This window comes from Curtobacterium sp. KBS0715 (assembly GCF_005938005.2).
Taxonomy (GTDB): domain Bacteria; phylum Actinomycetota; class Actinomycetes; order Actinomycetales; family Microbacteriaceae; genus Curtobacterium; species Curtobacterium flaccumfaciens.
On sequence record NZ_VCCA02000001.1, the window covers coordinates 2,920,083 to 2,934,127 of the forward strand.

The 14,045-nt window shown below is 71.5% G+C and carries 15 protein-coding genes and 2 tRNA genes; 2 read left to right on the forward strand and 15 right to left on the reverse strand.

The genetic code is table 11. The features are described from left to right. Positions 1-4 precede the first annotated feature (4 nt). The 6 genes from FFG40_RS13855 to leuC all read right to left on the reverse strand — a co-directional run bounded on the left by FFG40_RS13855 (position 5) and on the right by leuC (position 6,490). Positions 5-1,087: a D-alanine--D-alanine ligase family protein gene (locus FFG40_RS13855; protein ID WP_138803683.1), complete on the reverse strand. Its 1,083-nt coding sequence runs from the start codon at positions 1,085-1,087 to the stop codon at positions 5-7. 59 nt (positions 1,088-1,146) lie between these two features. Beyond that, a complete protein-coding gene (locus FFG40_RS13860) occupies positions 1,147-2,160 on the reverse strand; it encodes an NAD(P)H-dependent glycerol-3-phosphate dehydrogenase (RefSeq protein WP_138804022.1) in 1,014 nt (337 codons plus the stop codon). A 79-nt stretch (positions 2,161-2,239) separates the two neighbouring features. Next, positions 2,240-3,064 (reverse strand): 1-acyl-sn-glycerol-3-phosphate acyltransferase, encoded by an 825-nt coding sequence (locus FFG40_RS13865; protein WP_111056300.1) that lies wholly within the window; start codon positions 3,062-3,064, stop codon positions 2,240-2,242. A 5-nt stretch (positions 3,065-3,069) separates the two neighbouring features. Beyond that, the gene (gene murA / locus FFG40_RS13870) at positions 3,070-4,437 is read right to left on the reverse strand and encodes a UDP-N-acetylglucosamine 1-carboxyvinyltransferase (RefSeq protein WP_071244875.1); all 1,368 of its coding nucleotides are present in this window, start codon (positions 4,435-4,437) and stop codon (positions 3,070-3,072) included. Further along, positions 4,437-5,033: a 3-isopropylmalate dehydratase small subunit gene (leuD, locus tag FFG40_RS13875; RefSeq protein WP_071244876.1), complete on the reverse strand. Its 597-nt coding sequence runs from the start codon at positions 5,031-5,033 to the stop codon at positions 4,437-4,439. The genes murA and leuD overlap by 1 nt, the downstream gene beginning before the upstream one ends. Beyond that, positions 5,033-6,490: a 3-isopropylmalate dehydratase large subunit gene (gene leuC / locus FFG40_RS13880; protein WP_111056299.1), complete on the reverse strand. Its 1,458-nt coding sequence runs from the start codon at positions 6,488-6,490 to the stop codon at positions 5,033-5,035. Before leuC ends, leuD begins: the two co-directional genes overlap by 1 nt. Before the next feature lie 180 nt (positions 6,491-6,670). On the opposite strand from leuC, the gene FFG40_RS13885 reads away from it, so the two are divergent. After that, a complete protein-coding gene (locus FFG40_RS13885) occupies positions 6,671-7,738 on the forward strand; it encodes an FUSC family protein (protein ID WP_138803684.1) in 1,068 nt (355 codons plus the stop codon). A gap of 407 nt (positions 7,739-8,145) precedes the next feature. Here the strand turns inward: FFG40_RS13885 and FFG40_RS13890 are convergent, their stop codons facing one another. The 5 genes from FFG40_RS13890 to FFG40_RS13910 all read right to left on the reverse strand — a co-directional run bounded on the left by FFG40_RS13890 (position 8,146) and on the right by FFG40_RS13910 (position 9,869). Further along, entirely contained in the window at positions 8,146-8,751 is a 606-nt protein-coding gene (locus tag FFG40_RS13890) for a histidine phosphatase family protein (protein WP_027465908.1), read from the reverse strand. Beyond that, positions 8,748-9,137, reverse strand: a complete 390-nt coding sequence (gene crcB / locus FFG40_RS13895; RefSeq protein ID WP_111056297.1) for a fluoride efflux transporter CrcB — start codon at positions 9,135-9,137, stop codon at positions 8,748-8,750. Before crcB ends, FFG40_RS13890 begins: the two co-directional genes overlap by 4 nt. Beyond that, positions 9,134-9,580, reverse strand: a complete 447-nt coding sequence (locus tag FFG40_RS13900; protein WP_138803685.1) for a CrcB family protein — start codon at positions 9,578-9,580, stop codon at positions 9,134-9,136. Before FFG40_RS13900 ends, crcB begins: the two co-directional genes overlap by 4 nt. Positions 9,581-9,684: 104 nt before the next feature. Next, positions 9,685-9,760: transfer RNA gene (locus FFG40_RS13905), tRNA-Glu, on the reverse strand. Between the two features lie 33 nt (positions 9,761-9,793). After that, a tRNA-Glu gene (locus tag FFG40_RS13910) sits at positions 9,794-9,869 on the reverse strand. A 103-nt stretch (positions 9,870-9,972) separates the two neighbouring features. Between FFG40_RS13910 and FFG40_RS13915 the strand changes: the two genes are divergently transcribed. Then, positions 9,973-10,869 carry a DUF72 domain-containing protein gene (locus FFG40_RS13915; protein WP_138803686.1) on the forward strand — a complete coding sequence of 299 codons (897 nt, stop codon included), beginning with the start codon at positions 9,973-9,975 and terminating at the stop codon, positions 10,867-10,869. A 112-nt stretch (positions 10,870-10,981) separates the two neighbouring features. Here FFG40_RS13915 and FFG40_RS13920 read toward each other — a convergent pair whose 3' ends face one another. From FFG40_RS13920 to FFG40_RS13935, 4 genes are read right to left on the reverse strand one after another with little or no spacing between them, the layout of a single operon-like run. Continuing rightward, the gene (locus FFG40_RS13920) at positions 10,982-11,617 is read right to left on the reverse strand and encodes an MBL fold metallo-hydrolase (protein WP_138803687.1); all 636 of its coding nucleotides are present in this window, start codon (positions 11,615-11,617) and stop codon (positions 10,982-10,984) included. 10 nt (positions 11,618-11,627) lie between these two features. After that, on the reverse strand, positions 11,628-12,644 hold the full coding sequence (locus FFG40_RS13925; protein ID WP_138803688.1) for a LacI family DNA-binding transcriptional regulator: 1,017 nt from the start codon (positions 12,642-12,644) through the stop codon (positions 11,628-11,630). Between the two features lie 21 nt (positions 12,645-12,665). Beyond that, the gene (locus tag FFG40_RS13930) at positions 12,666-13,163 is read right to left on the reverse strand and encodes a hypothetical protein (protein ID WP_138803689.1); all 498 of its coding nucleotides are present in this window, start codon (positions 13,161-13,163) and stop codon (positions 12,666-12,668) included. Between the two features lie 5 nt (positions 13,164-13,168). Further along, the gene (locus FFG40_RS13935; protein ID WP_051596808.1) at positions 13,169-14,011 is read right to left on the reverse strand and encodes a carbohydrate ABC transporter permease; all 843 of its coding nucleotides are present in this window, start codon (positions 14,009-14,011) and stop codon (positions 13,169-13,171) included. Between the last annotated feature and the right edge of the window lie 34 nt (positions 14,012-14,045).

The following is a 14,045-nucleotide window of genomic DNA, read 5'->3' on the forward strand; positions in this document are numbered from 1 at the left end:
CCCGTCAGCGGACGGCCGCGCGACCCAGCTCGATGAGCTCGGTGACGAGCTCGCCGTAGGACACCCCCGACGCCGCCCAGCAGCGCGGGTACATCGACAGCGGCGTGAAGCCCGGCATCGTGTTGACCTCGTTCACGACGAAACCGTCGTCGGTCAGGAAGCAGTCGACACGGGCGAGCCCCGAACCACCGATGGCCTCGAACGCGCGGGCACCGATGGAGCGGATCTCGTCGGTCTGGTCGTCGGTCAGCGGTGCCGGGCAGAGCAGCGACTCGTCGCCGCCCAGGTACTTCGAGGCGAAGTCGTAGAAGCCGTCCTCGGCCACGACGATCTCGCCCGGCAGGCTCGTGCGCGGCACTCCGTCACGGCCCTCGAGCACGGCGACCTCGACCTCGCGGCCGACCACACGGGGCTCGACGATCACCTTGGAGTCGTGCTCGAACGCCAGGTCCATGGCGGCACCCAGCTGCGAGGGCTCGTCGACGCGCGAGACGCCCATGCTCGACCCGGCGCGGGCCGGCTTGACGAACAGCGGCCAGCCGTGCGCGGCGATCGTCTCGGCGACGTCCACCGGGTCGGCCACCCACTGCCGGCGCAGCACGGTGGTCCACGGTGCGACCCGCAGCCCGGCGTGCTCGAGCACGGCCTTGGCGACGTGCTTGTCCATGGCCAGGGCGCTCGCGAGCACGCCGTCGCCGACGTACGGCAGCCCCGCGATCTCGAGCAGACCCTGGATCGTGCCGTCCTCGCCGAAGGGGCCGTGCAGGATCGGGAACACCACGTCGACCGGGATCGCGGTGACCGTGCCGTCGGGGTGGGACACGACGAGTTCGTTGGTCGCCGGCGAGGTCGGGAACGCGATCCGCGTGCCGTTGTCGGGCACCGTCGGCAGCGCGCCGTCGCGGATGGTCCACTGCGCCGGGTCGTCCGACTGCAGCGTGAAGGCACCGTCCTGGGTGATCCCGATCGGCACGAGGTCGTACTCGGCCCGGTCGACGACGTCCATGATGCCGCCGGCGGTCACGCAGCTGATCTCGTGCTCGCTCGAGCGACCGCCGAAGAGCACGGCGACGGTGGTCCTGGGCATGGGGGTTCCCTCGGGGATCGTGGGCACGGGAGTCCCTTCGTGACTCGGTGCGGGACCGGTCACTCGCCCTGCGGCTCGTCGGTCTCGGTGAGGTGCGGCGCGATGTTGCGCGGATCGAGCCTACCGGCGAGGACCTCGCCGACCTGGCTGACGATGGGCATGTCGACGCCGTTCGCCGCGGCCAGCTCGAGGATCGGGGCGACCGAAGCCAGCCCCTCCGCCGTCTGGTTCATCTGGCGGACGACCTCGTCGAACCGGTAGCCCTGGCCGAGCAACCGCCCGGCGGTGTTGTTCCGCGACAGCGGCGACTGGCACGTGGCGATGAGGTCGCCGAGGCCCGCGAGCCCGGACAGCGTGGACGACTGCGCGCCGAGCGACACCGCGAAGTCGGTCATCTCGGCGAGGCCGCGCGTGATGATCGAGGCCTTGGTGTTCTCGCCGTAGCCGACCCCGTCGACGATGCCGATCGCGACGGCGATGAGGTTCTTCAGCACGCCGCCGAACTCGGTGCCGATGACGTCGGTGTTGATGAACGACCGGAAGTACGGGTTCGTCGCGACGGCGGCGACGTCGGTGGCGGTCTCCAGCGACGACGACGACACCACGGCGGCGGTCGGCTGCCGTCGGGCGATCTCGAGCGCCAGGTTCGGGCCGCTGGCCACGGCGATGCGGTCCTGGTCGATGCCGAGGCCCTGCAGCAGGACCTCGCTCATCCGCAGTCCCGTGCTCTTCTCGACGCCCTTCATCAGGCTGACGACCGGCACGCCGGGGGGCAGCAGCTCGCGGATCGCGGCGAGGTTCGAGCGCAGGGTCTGCGACGGTACCGAGACGTACACCTGCGAGGCGCCGTCGAGCACGTGCTCCAGGGACGTCGACGCGGTCAGGGTGCGGGGCAGGTTGATGCCGGGCAGGTAGTCCGAGTTGCGCTTGGTCTCGGTGATCTCGCGGGCGACCTCGGGGCGACGGGCCCACACCACGGTGGACGCACCACCCTCGGCCAGCACCTTCGCGAACGTGGTGCCCCAGCTGCCGGCACCGATCACGGCCACCCGGGGCTTGTCGGTCGACTGCATGACCACCCGGATCGCGGCGGTGTCGAAGGCCCCCGGAGCCGCGGCGGCGGGGTCGGGTCGGTCGTCGTGGGGTCGGAGGTCACTCAAACCGGCCGGTCTCCTTCTGGTTGTTCGCCGCCGGGTCCCAGCGGGTCGCGGGTGCCCGTTCGCCACGGAGCACCTCGAGCAGCGCGGTGATCTCGCGCATGACGAGTTCGGTGGCCTCGCCGAGCATCTGCTGGTCGATCTGCCGACCGCGGTACGCCGACAGGTCGACAGGGTCACCGATGATCACGTCGACGCGGGACGGCGGGAACAGCCGGAGCTTCTTGCCGTACCTGGCCATGATGTTCTGCGTGCCCCAGTGGGCCATCGGGATGAGCGGCACGTCGTTCTCGAGCGCGATCCGCACCGCGCCCGTCTTGCCGCGCATCGGCCACAGGTCGGGGTCGCGGGTGAGCGTGCCCTCGGGGTAGACGATGATCGCCCCGCCCTGCTCGACCAGGGACCGGCCACCCCCGAGCGGGTCGCTCAGGCGCGTCCGACCGGAGCGCTCGACCGGGATCTGTCCCATGCCGGACATGAGCTTGCCGACCACGGGGACCTTGAACAGCGACGCCTTCGCCAGGAACCGCGGCGCCCGCTTCGAGATGTACACGGCGGTGCCCACGACCAGGGGGTCGATGTTCGTGAAGTGGTTCGGTGCGAGCACGAACGCGCCCTCCGCCGGCAGGCGGTTCGGGCCGTGCCAGTGGTAGCGCGCCGAGAACCGGAACGTCGGGATGACGATCGAGGCGACGATCCGGAACGCGGTGTTCAGCTCACCGCGGCGCCACCGGCGCCCACGCACGGGGAGGCCGGTCGTGACCTGCGCGTCGGAGCCGCCACGGGCCTCCAGACCGTCGCCTCTCGCTTCTGCCGGCACCGTGCCTACCCGGCGAAGTCGAAGTCGGCGCCGAGCTTGCGCAGCTTCGGGATGAAGTGCTCGTAGCCGCGGCTGATGATGCCGACGTTGGTGATGTGCGACTCGCCGTCGGCGGTCAGCGCCGCGATGAGGTGGCTGAACCCGCCGCGCAGGTCGGGGACGCGGACGTTGGCGGCGTGCAGCTTCGTCGGACCGGTGATGACGGCGGCCTGCTCGAACGGGCGGCGGGCGACGCGGCGGTCGTGACCGGGCAGCCCTTCCTTGTGCACGACGATGTCGGCACCCATCTCGTTCAGCGCGTCGGTGAAGCCGAAGCGGTTCTCGTAGACGGTCTCGTGCACGATGCTCTGGCCCTCGGCCTGGGTCAGCGCGACGACGAGCGGCTGCTGCCAGTCCGTCATGAAGCCGGGGTGCACGTCGGTCTCGATGACGACGGGCTTCAGGGTGTCCAGCTCGCGGTAGAACCGGATGCCGTCCTCCTGGATGTCGAACCCGCCGCCGACCTTGCGGAAGACGTTGAGGAACGTCATGAGCTCCTGCTGGTTCGCGCCCTCGACGAAGATGTCGCCGTTGGTGGCGAGCGCGGCGGAGGCCCAGCTCGCGGCCTCGTTGCGGTCGTTGATCGCGCGGTGCGTGTAGCCGCGGAGCGACTCGACGCCCTCGATGAAGATGACGCGGTTCGGCTCGACCGAGACGATGGCGCCCATCTTCTGCAGGATCGCGATGAGGTCCATGATCTCGGGCTCGATCGCGGCGTTCCGCAGCTCCGTGACGCCCTTCGCGAGGGTCGCCGAGAGCAGGACCTGCTCGGTGGCGCCGACGCTCGGGTACGGCAGCTCGATCGAGGCGCCCTTCAGGCCGTCCGGGGCCGTCAGGTGGATGCCGTTGACCTGCTTGTCGACGACCGCACCCATGGCGCGGAGGGCATCGAGGTGGAAGTCGATCGGGCGGTCACCGATGCGGCAGCCGCCGAGGTCGGGGATGAACGCCTCGCCGAGCTTGTGCAGCAGCGGACCGCAGAACAGGATCGGGATGCGGCTCGAACCGGCGTGCGCGTCGATCTCGGCGAAGTGCGCCGACTCGACCCGCGACGGGTCGAGGATGAGTTCGCCTCGTGCAGGATCGGTGATGCGCACGCCGTGCACCTCGAGCAGCCCGCGGACCACCTTGACGTCGGAGATGTCCGGCACGTCACGGAGGATCGACGGGGTGTCACCGAGCAGCGACGCCACCATGGCCTTGGTCGCGAGGTTCTTCGCCCCACGGACCTCGATGCGTCCCACGAGCGGCTTGCCCCCGCGGATGACGATCTCGTCCGACTTGAGGCCCACGCGCGCCCCTGCGGCCGCTGCGTCCTGTACGAGAGAGTTCACTACTTCACCGGCAATGTCTTCGGCCGCCAACTGGAGCGGCGGGATTCGAACTCCGTGATCGAGGTCTCGTCACGGAGGGTGAGCCCGATGTCGTCGAGCCCTTCCATCAACCGCCAACGAGTGTAAGCGTCGATCTCGAAGGGGACGTCCACATCCCCCAGCGACACGCGCTGCGTCTCGAGGTCGACCGTCGCCTCGATGCCCGGGTTCGCCTCGATGGCGGCCCACAGGCGCTCGACCTCCGGTTCGGTCACGATCGCCGTGACCAGGCCCTGCTTGCCGGCGTTGCCCTTGAAGATGTCCGCGAAACGGGGCGAGACGACCACCGTGAAGCCGAAGTCGCGGAGCGCCCAGACGGCGTGCTCGCGGGACGAACCGGTGCCGAAGTCCGGCCCGGCGACCAGCACACGGGCGCCCTGGTAGCGCTCCTGGTTCAGCACGAAGTCGGGGTCCTGCCGCCACCCGGCGAACAGGGCGTCCTCGAAGCCGGTCTTGGTGACGCGCTTCAGGTAGACCGCGGGGATGATCTGGTCGGTGTCGACGTTCGACCGCTTGAGCGGCGCGGCGATGCCGGAGACGGTGGTGATCTTGTCCATCAGAAGGTCCCCTCGGTGGCGGTGGCGGATGTCGCCGCCGCGATCTCGTCGTCGGTCTCCAGGTCCCACGGGCTGGACAGCGTGCCGCGCACCGCGGTGGCCGCGGCGACGAGCGGCGACACCAGGTGCGTGCGGCCGCCCTTGCCCTGGCGACCCTCGAAGTTGCGGTTCGAGGTGCTCGCGCAGCGCTCCCCCGGTGCCAGCTGGTCCGGGTTCATCCCGAGGCACATCGAGCAGCCGGCGAACCGCCACTCGGCACCGAACTCGGTGAACACCTTGTCGAGCCCCTCGGCTTCGGCTTCGAGCCGGACCCGCGCGGAGCCGGGCACGACCATCACCCGGACGCCGTCGGCCTTGGTGCGGCCCTTGATGATCGACGCGAAGGCCCGCAGGTCCTCGATGCGCGAGTTCGTGCAGGAGCCCATGAACACCGCGTCGACGGCGATGTCCTTCATCGGGGTGCCGGCGGTGATGTCCATGTACTCCAGGGCACGGCGGGCGGCGGCCTGGTCGTTGGGGTCGCTGTAGGCGGCCGGGTCCGGCACGCTCTCGGACAGCGAGACGCCCTGGCCGGGGTTCGTGCCCCAGGTGACGAAGGGCTCGAGATCGTCCGCGTCGATGAACACCTCGGCGTCGAAGACGGCGTCGTCGTCGGTGGCGAGGGTCTCCCAGTAGGCGACGGCGTCGTCCCAGTCCTGACCGGTGGGCGCGTGGTCACGGCCCTGCACGTAGTCGTAGGTGGTCTGGTCGGGGGCGACCATGCCGGCGCGGGCACCGGCCTCGATCGACATGTTGCAGATCGTCATGCGGCCCTCCATCGAGAGGGCGCGGATCGCGGAGCCGCGGTACTCGAGCACGTAGCCCTGCCCGCCGCCGGTTCCGATCTTCGCGATCACGGCCAGGATGATGTCCTTCGCGGTGACGCCGGGGCGCAGCGTCCCCTCGACCGTGATCGCCATCGTCTTGAACGGCTTGAGCGGCAGGGTCTGCGTGGCGAGGACGTGCTCGACCTCGGACGTGCCGATGCCGAACGCCATCGCACCGAAGGCCCCGTGGGTGCTGGTGTGCGAGTCACCGCAGACCACGGTGATGCCGGGCATGGTCAGGCCGAGCTGCGGGCCGACCACGTGGACGATGCCCTGCTCCTTGTCGCCCAGGGAGTGCAGCCGGACGCCGAACTCCTCGCAGTTGCGACGGAGCGTCTCGATCTGGATCCGGCTCGTCGGGTCCGCGATGGGGCGGTCGATGGCGAGCGTCGGGGTGTTGTGGTCCTCGGTCGCGATCGTCAGGTCGAGGCGACGCACCGGTCGCCCGGCCTGCCGCAGGCCGTCGAACGCCTGCGGACTCGTCACCTCGTGCACGAGGTGGAGGTCGATGTAGAGGAGGTCGGGGTTGCCGTCCTCGCCCTTGACCACGACGTGGTCGTCCCACACCTTCTCGGCGAGCGTCTTTCCCATCAGCTCAGCCCTCCTCGTCCTCGTCGTTGCGCCGCGACCGCGGCCCGATCAGGCGACTCTACCATTGGTATACCAACGCGCGGCACCCCGTGCGTCGCGGGTCCGTCACCCCGTGGCGGCACAGCCTGGAGGCCCGTGGCGACTCCCCGACACCCGTCGCGGTGGGAAGATGGTGACGACATGACGACACCTGCGCACTCGACCCGGACCATCAACCTCGAGGGCGCGGCACGCGCCGCGATCGCCGGTGGCGCACCGCTCGCGCTGCTCATCGCCCTCGGCATGCCGGGGTACGCCGCCTTCGCCATGTTCGCCGGGTTCACCGCCATCTTCGGTGCGACCGAGCCCTACCGGCAGCGTGCCGTCACCACCGGTGTCGCGGGCGCTCTGCAGGCGCTCTGCATGTTCGCCGGCATCGGGGTCGGGCTCGTCGGGTCGCCGCTCTGGCTGCAGGCCGTGGGTCTCGTCGTCGTCCTGGTGGTCGCGGTCTGCACCCTCTCGACGCTCCGGGCGATCCCCGCGCAGCCGATCTTCCCGGTGTTCGCGTTCGTCGTGTCCGCACTCGTGCCGATGCGCCCGGCGGACGTCCCGCTCGTCACGACGATCATCGTCTGCTCGGTGGTCTGGGCCTGGCTCGTCGCGATGTCCGGTGCGGTGCTCCGCCGGGTGTTCCACCCGCACGCCCCGCACCGGTTCCGCCCACTGGCCGACCGCAAGCACCGGTCGCTCGCGGTCCTGCGGACGCCCGCGCTGTGGGAGACCGTCGCGCTCAACGTCGTCGGGTCACTCGTCGCCGGGACCGTCGCGGAGTCGATCCCCGGGCTCGGGCACCCCTACTGGGCGGTCATCGCGGTGGTCTCGACCCTGCCGGCGATCCGCCAGCGGCACACCGTGGTCCGCGCCGGGCAGCGCGTGGTCGGCACGATCGGCGGCACGGTCATCGCGGTCGGCATCCTGCTGCTCGAGCCGTCGGCCTGGTGGATCGTCGTGCTGGCCGTCGTCGGGCAGTTCTTCGCAGAGATCTTCGTCGCCCGGAACTACGCCGTGTGCCTGCTGTTCCTCACCCCGCTCGCCCTGGCGGTGTCGTGGTTGAGCCTGCCCGAGGCACCCCAGCTGCTGGCGCTCGACCGCATCGCGCAGACCGTGCTCGGTGCCGTGGTCAGCGTGGGGCTGCTGCTCGTCGGGCGTGCGATCGAACGCCGGCGCGGGCGTGCCCTGGGTGCGACGAGCGCGATCCGGACCGTCTGACGCGCCCGGTCATTCCGGGCGTACCGGGTCGAATCGGGCGTACCGGGTCGAACCGGGCGTACCGGGTCGAACCGGGCGTACCGGGTCGAACCGGGCGTACCGGGTCGAACCGGGCGTACCTGCTCGTTCCTTTCGACCGGGAACGCCCGATTCCACCTGCCATCGCGCGTGACAGGGGAAGGAACGGGCGCAGACAGCGGACGGGAGGCCCGTGGCGGCGCCGCCACGGGCCTCCCGTCCGTCCGTGGTCGCGACCACCGCGCCCGTCGAAAGCGACAGATCGTTGCGGACCATCCGCAGGGATCTGTCGCCCTCGCGGACGGGACGGCCCCTCGTACCGCGGGCCTGTCGCTTTCGCGACCCGCCGGACACACCGGACCCGCCGGACCCGTCGACCCCACCCCGCGTCAGTCGCGCGGCTGGATGTTCCAGGCGTCGATGACGGGGCGGCCGTGCTCGTAGCCGAGGATGCTGACCGAGGCGGTGCCGAGCTTCAGCACGGCGCCGTCCTGCGGCGCGAGCCGGATCCATGCAGCACCGAGTGCCCGCAGCACGTGGCCGTGGGCGATGAACACGGCGTCGTGCCCCTCAGCGAGCACCGGTCGGGCACGGTTCAGGATGCGCTCGACGCGGACCCGGACCTCGGCGGCGTTCTCACCGGGGGTGTCGCCGGCGGGGACCCCGTCGGTCCAGAGGTCCCACGGTCCGTGGCGCAGCACCTTGATCTGCGGGGTGGTGAGGCCCTCGTACGCGCCGTAGTCCCACTCGTACAGGTCCTCGTCGAGCTCAGGCTCGACGCCGATCAGGTGCGCGGTGTCGCGGGCGCGCTGCAGCGGGCTCGACAGCGCCAGCGCGAACGACCGGTCCCCGAGGTACCGGCCCGCGCGCTTCGCCTGCTCGACACCGTTGTCGGTGAGCGGGATGTCGGTGCGGCCGGTGTGCTGCCCGCTCTTCGACCACTCCGTCTCTCCGTGACGGACGAGGACGAGTTCGCCGGGGCGTTCCGAGGTCATGAGTTCCTTCCGATCCAGAGGCCGAGCGCAGCTGCGCCGACCGAGACGACGAGCATCCCGAGGCCGTTCAGGACGGCGAGCCGGGTCTTGCCGGATCGGAGGAGCTGTACGGTCTCGACGCTCGCCGTCGAGAACGTCGTGTACCCACCCATCATGCCCGTCCCGAGCACAGCGACCGTCGAGGCGGGGACGGCGCCCGCCTGCCCGAGGCCCGTCAGGACCCCGAGCACGAGCGACCCGGACACGTTGATGAGCAGGGTCCCGACCGGGAACCCGGCGAACCGCGACCCGGCAACGCGGCCCTTGACGACCCCGTCGAGCACGAAGCGCAGGGCGGCGCCGGCTCCCCCGCCGACGGCCACCAGGACCAGTTCGACCGGGCTCATCGGGCGTCCTGCAGCGGCTCGGGGCGGGTGCGGGGCCGGGTGGCCGCGGCGACCCACAGACCGACGACGACCGCGACGAGTCCGAGCACGACCGACAGCAGGGCGTACCCGCCGCCCGCCGTCCAGCGGCCGAGGTCGAGCAACTGCGCGGTGTCGTCCGCGAGCGTGCTGTAGGTCGTGAAACCGCCGAGGACGCCGGTGCCGACGAACAGCCGGACCGCGCGACGACGACCCACGTCCGGGCCGCGGCGCGCGAGCGCGTCGAGCAGGAACCCGAGGCAGAACGCCCCGACGACGTTGATCGCGAGGATGGTCCAGCTGATCCCGTCGTGCGCGGGGAACACCGTGGCGAGGAGTGCGCGGACGGCCGTCCCGATCGCGCCGCCGAGGGCGACGAGGGCGACGAGCCTCCAGCGCAGGTGCGGTGGGCGTTCGGCGTGCATCGTGCTCCCGTCGCGAGGCGTTCTCCCCGGACGACGGGGACGATCCAGGCTAGCCGAGACGACGAAACCCCCGCCGAGCCGGAGCTGGACGGGGGTTTGCGTGCTGGTGACCCCAGCGGGATTCGAACCCGCGTTACCGCCGTGAGAGGGCAGCGTACTAGGCCGCTATACGATGGGGCCGCGGCTGTTGTCGGACTCGGAGCATGTCACCTGTGGTGACCCCAGCGGGATTCGAACCCGCGTTACCGCCGTGAGAGGGCAGCGTACTAGGCCGCTATACGATGGGGCCGTTCCGACAACTCGACAAGTATTGCACAAGGCCCGCATCCGCACCAAAACGGGGCGTGTCGCCCGGGTGTGCCGCCATGTCGGAGCAGGCATACGGTGGGTCGATGACGGCCGACGACGACGCGATCGCAGCGCCTCGTCACGTCGGCGGCAGCCCCTCGGCCACGGTCCGGATCGGCCTGTCCGGGTGGCAGTACGACGGTTGGCGTGGGGACTTCTACCCCGAGGGCCTCGCGAAGCGGCGGTGGCTCGAGCACGTGGCGTCGCGGTTCCCGACGGTGGAGCTGAACGGATCCTTCTACTCGCTGCAGCGTCCGGCGCGCTACCGGGCGTGGCGTGCGGCCTCGGGCGGGCAGCCGTTCCGGTTCGCGGTCAAGGGCGGCCGGTACGTCACGCACATGCTGCGGCTGCGGAACGTCGAGACCGCGCTGGCGAACTTCTTCGCCTCGGGTCCGCTCGAGCTCGGGGACACCCTCGGGCCGGTGCTCTGGCAGCTGCCCGAGCGCCTGCTGCCGACGCCGGAGGTGCTCGACGCGTTCCTCCGGGTGCTCCCCCGGACGCACGGTGCGGCCGCCGAGCGCGCACGCCACCACGACGACAAGGTCCCCGCCGGACCGGACGGTCTCGTGGAGCCGGAGGACCCGGCGACGTCGATCCACCACGCGCTCGAGGTCCGGGCAGCCGGCTTCGGCGACGAGCACCTCGACGTGCTCCGCCGGCACCGCGTCGCCCTGGTCGACTCGCACGCCGGCGACTTCCCCCGCGTCCGGGCGGACACCGGGGCACCGCTCGCCTACCTCCGGTTGCACGGCGCGCCCCGGACCTACCACGACGGGTACTCGCCCCGGGCGCTCGGCGGGTGGGCGACGACGGTCCTCGAGCACGCAGAGGCCGGCCGTGACGTCTACGTGTACCTCGACAACGACGCCGAGCGGCACGCTCCGTGGGACGCCCTGACGCTCGACCGCCTGGTCGCGGCGCGACTGCGCCGCGCTTCGTGAGTAGAAATGGTCGCCTCGGGCGCACGGACCCGACCGTTCCTGCACACGATGCGGACAGGAGGCCCGTGGCGGCGCCGCCACGGGCCTCCAGGCCGCGCAGCGCAGCGCAGCCCTAGAGCGTGAGCGACTCCCCCGGACGCAGCACGACGAGCGACCCGGCGGGCTCGACGGCCTCGCGGAGCCGCCCCGTGTGCATGCCGAGCCCGACCTCGGACAGGGTGGCCTCGTGGATCGGGTACGCGCGGGACGGCGCGATCGCGGCGACGTAGTCCATCATCTCGGCGACCTTGAGCCACGGCGCCCCGACGGGTGCCGCGAGGACCTCGACCGGGACGCCCGGGTCCGTGTAGGAGTCGCCCGGGTGGAACAGCCGGCCGTTCACGAGCACGCCGGTGTTGTCGACGATCGGCACGGACGAGTGGATCAGCTGGTGCCGCGTGCCGTGGAAGGTGAGCGTGAACGGGCCGACCGTCCGGTGGTCACCGTCCGTGACGACGTCCACCGTGACACCCGCCTCGGCGAGCGCCGCGCGGACCCCCTCCGGTCCGATGACGACGGCACGGGGGTTGGCGTCGAGGATGCGCCGGACCTGCTCGGGGGTGACGTGGTCCGGGTGTTCGTGCGTGACGACGACGGCGACGACCCCGGTCGCGTCGACCGGTCGGGTGAAGTTCCCCGGGTCGAGGACAAGGCGGGTGTCCCCCTCGGCGATGACCTGGCAGGCGTGTTCGAGTTTGGTGACCTCCATGCGGGCGACCCTACGCGGCACCGTGCGGGCGGGGCCCCGTGGTCGCGCGGACGACCAGGTGCGCGGGTGCCGCCGCGATCGGGCCGGCGACACCGCCGTCGACCTCGGCGAGCACCGCACGGGCAGCGGTCCGTCCCTGCGCCACCGGGTCCTGCGCGACGGTGGTGAGTCCGACGGTGGCGCCGTACTCGTGGCCGTCGACCCCCATCACGGACACGTCCTCCGGGACCGCGAGTCCGGCTCGGCGTGCGGCGAGCAGGACACCGAGGGCCATCTCGTCCGAGGCGCAGAGCACCGCCGTCGGTCGTTCCGACGCGGGCTCGGCGAACAGCACGGCCCCGGCGGCGGTCCCGCCGGCGAACGAGAACCGGCCGTCGAGCGACCACCGTTCCGGTACGGCCTGTCCCGACGACCGCACGGCGTCGAGGAACCCGTCCCGCCGCAGGTGCGGCACGGCGACGTTCATGCCGGCCTCGTCCTGCCCGCCGACGTAGGCGATGCGCCGGTGGCCGAGGCCGTGCAGGTGCTCGACCGCGATCCGGGTGACCTCGCGGTCGTCGACGCCCACGTTCCGCAGGCCCGGTGCCGGCCCGCCGATGACGACGATGGGGTGCCGGCTGAGTTCGAGTTCGGCCCGTTCGGTGGCGTCGAGCACCAGGGAGAGCAGGACGAGCCCGTCGACGCGGTGCCGCAGCATCGAGCGTCGGAACGCCCGGTCGCGGTCGCCGCCCGGGCCGCCGAGGTTGTAGAGGACCAGGTCGTACCCGGCCTGGCGGAGCTCCGCGTCGACACCGCCGAGCGCCTTGACGTAGAACCAGCGGTCGATGACGGGCACGACCACCCCGACGGCGCGCTGACGACCGGTGGCGAGGCCGGCCGCCGCCGAGCTCGGGACGTACCCGAGTTGGTCGGCGACCCGCTGCACCTGCTCGATCGTGGTGTCGGCCACGTTCGACATGCCGCGGAGCGCCCGCGACACGGTGGACTTCGACAGCCCCGTGACGGTCGCGATCTCCTGGATCCCCATCGGTGCGACCCGGGAGGCCCGTCAGCCGTCCGTGCCGTGCGTCACGTCCGCCGGTGCGTCGGGTCCACGGCGTCGGGCCGCCACCGCGGGCACGCCGCGGTCCGCCCGGCGTTCCGGTACCCGTGCGGTGCGCACCGGCCGTCGTGCAGCCGGTGTGACCTCGTCCCAGCCGGCGTGCTGGTGCACCCGTCCGTCCGCGCCGGGTCGAGGCCCGCGACCGGTGGGGTCGGTGACCGACGTGTGCACCGGGGCCACCGCGGGCGCAGCACCGACGCCCCGGGGTACGGACGCACCCGTGCCGTCCTGCGGTGTGGTGCGGCGGAGGACGGCGACCCGCCACCGGTCCAGGGCGACGACGCCGAGCACGCACACGAGCAGGGTGAGCGCCCAGCCGAGCGCCGGTCGCCCGGTGAGCTCGCAGAACACCGTCATGCCGAGGAACAGGACGCCGAACATGCCGACGAAGCCGATCGCCTCCTCGATGCGGGCGGTGGGACGGGTGGGTCCGCGCTGCGCCATGGTCGTCAGCCCTTCACGCCGCCGGCGGTGAGCCCCGCCACGATGCGCCGCTGGAAGATCAGGACGAGGACCACGAGCGGGATCGTGACGATCGTGCCGGCGGCCATCACCGCCGTGTAGGGCTCCTGGTGCGGCTGTGACCCGGCGAACGAGGCGATCGCCACGGTCACCGGCTGGGTCGCGTCGCTCGACAGCTGCGACGAGATGAGGTACTCGTTCCAGCTCGAGATGAACGCCAGGATCGCCGTGGTGAACACCGCGGGCGCCGCGAGCGGCAGGATGATCCGCCGGAACGCCTGCACCCGGGTGCACCCGTCGATGCGGGCTGCTTCTTCCAGGTCCCACGGCATCTCGCGGAAGAACGACGCGAGCGTGTACACGGTCAGCGGCAGCACGAACGAGATGCTCGGCAGGATGAGCGCCTGGTACGACCCCATCCACCCGATGTCGGTGAACAGCTGGAACAGCGGCGAGATGAGGGCGACGCCGGGGAACATCGACGCGGCCAGGATCGCGCCGGCGATGAGCGACTTGCCGCGGAACTCGAGCCGGGCGAGGGCGTACGCCGCCGTGGTGCCGACGAGCAGGGCGATGATCGTCACGACCCCACCGATGAGCAGGCTGTTGGCGAGCGCCCGACCGAGGTGGTTGCCGAGCGACGTGGAGAAGGCCGTCGCGTAGTTGTCGAGCGTGACGTGCGTCGGCCACGGGGTGGCGTCGAACGTGAACCCGACGTCGCGGAAGCTCGTCACCACCATCCAGTAGAACGGCAGGAGGCACCACACGGCGATGACGATCGCCTGCACGGCCGTGCGGATGCGAGGCCCGGTGTCGCGGCGCACGCGCACCTCGGTGCGGTCGACGGCGCGGTCGCGTGCTGCT

Bases quoted from the DNA above. Each gene is read 5' to 3' on its own strand.
- crcB (WP_111056297.1), bottom strand. From the start codon at position 9,137: ATGAGCCCGGTCGAACTGGTCCTGGTGGCCGTCGGCGGGGGAGCCGGC.
- FFG40_RS13890 (WP_027465908.1), bottom strand. From the start codon at position 8,751: ATGACCTCGGAACGCCCCGGCGAACTCGTCCTCGTCCGTCACGGAGAG.
- FFG40_RS13885 (WP_138803684.1), top strand. From the start codon at position 6,671: ATGACGACACCTGCGCACTCGACCCGGACCATCAACCTCGAGGGCGCG.
- FFG40_RS13925 (WP_138803688.1), bottom strand. From the start codon at position 12,644: ATGGGGATCCAGGAGATCGCGACCGTCACGGGGCTGTCGAAGTCCACC.
- leuC (WP_111056299.1), bottom strand. From the start codon at position 6,490: ATGGGAAAGACGCTCGCCGAGAAGGTGTGGGACGACCACGTCGTGGTC.
- FFG40_RS13860 (WP_138804022.1), bottom strand. From the start codon at position 2,160: ATGCAGTCGACCGACAAGCCCCGGGTGGCCGTGATCGGTGCCGGCAGC.
- FFG40_RS13930 (WP_138803689.1), bottom strand. From the start codon at position 13,163: ATGGCGCAGCGCGGACCCACCCGTCCCACCGCCCGCATCGAGGAGGCG.
- FFG40_RS13900 (WP_138803685.1), bottom strand. From the start codon at position 9,580: ATGCACGCCGAACGCCCACCGCACCTGCGCTGGAGGCTCGTCGCCCTC.
- FFG40_RS13920 (WP_138803687.1), bottom strand. From the start codon at position 11,617: ATGGAGGTCACCAAACTCGAACACGCCTGCCAGGTCATCGCCGAGGGG.
- FFG40_RS13855 (WP_138803683.1), bottom strand. From the start codon at position 1,087: ATGCCCAGGACCACCGTCGCCGTGCTCTTCGGCGGTCGCTCGAGCGAG.
- leuD (WP_071244876.1), bottom strand. From the start codon at position 5,033: ATGGACAAGATCACCACCGTCTCCGGCATCGCCGCGCCGCTCAAGCGG.
- FFG40_RS13915 (WP_138803686.1), top strand. From the start codon at position 9,973: ATGACGGCCGACGACGACGCGATCGCAGCGCCTCGTCACGTCGGCGGC.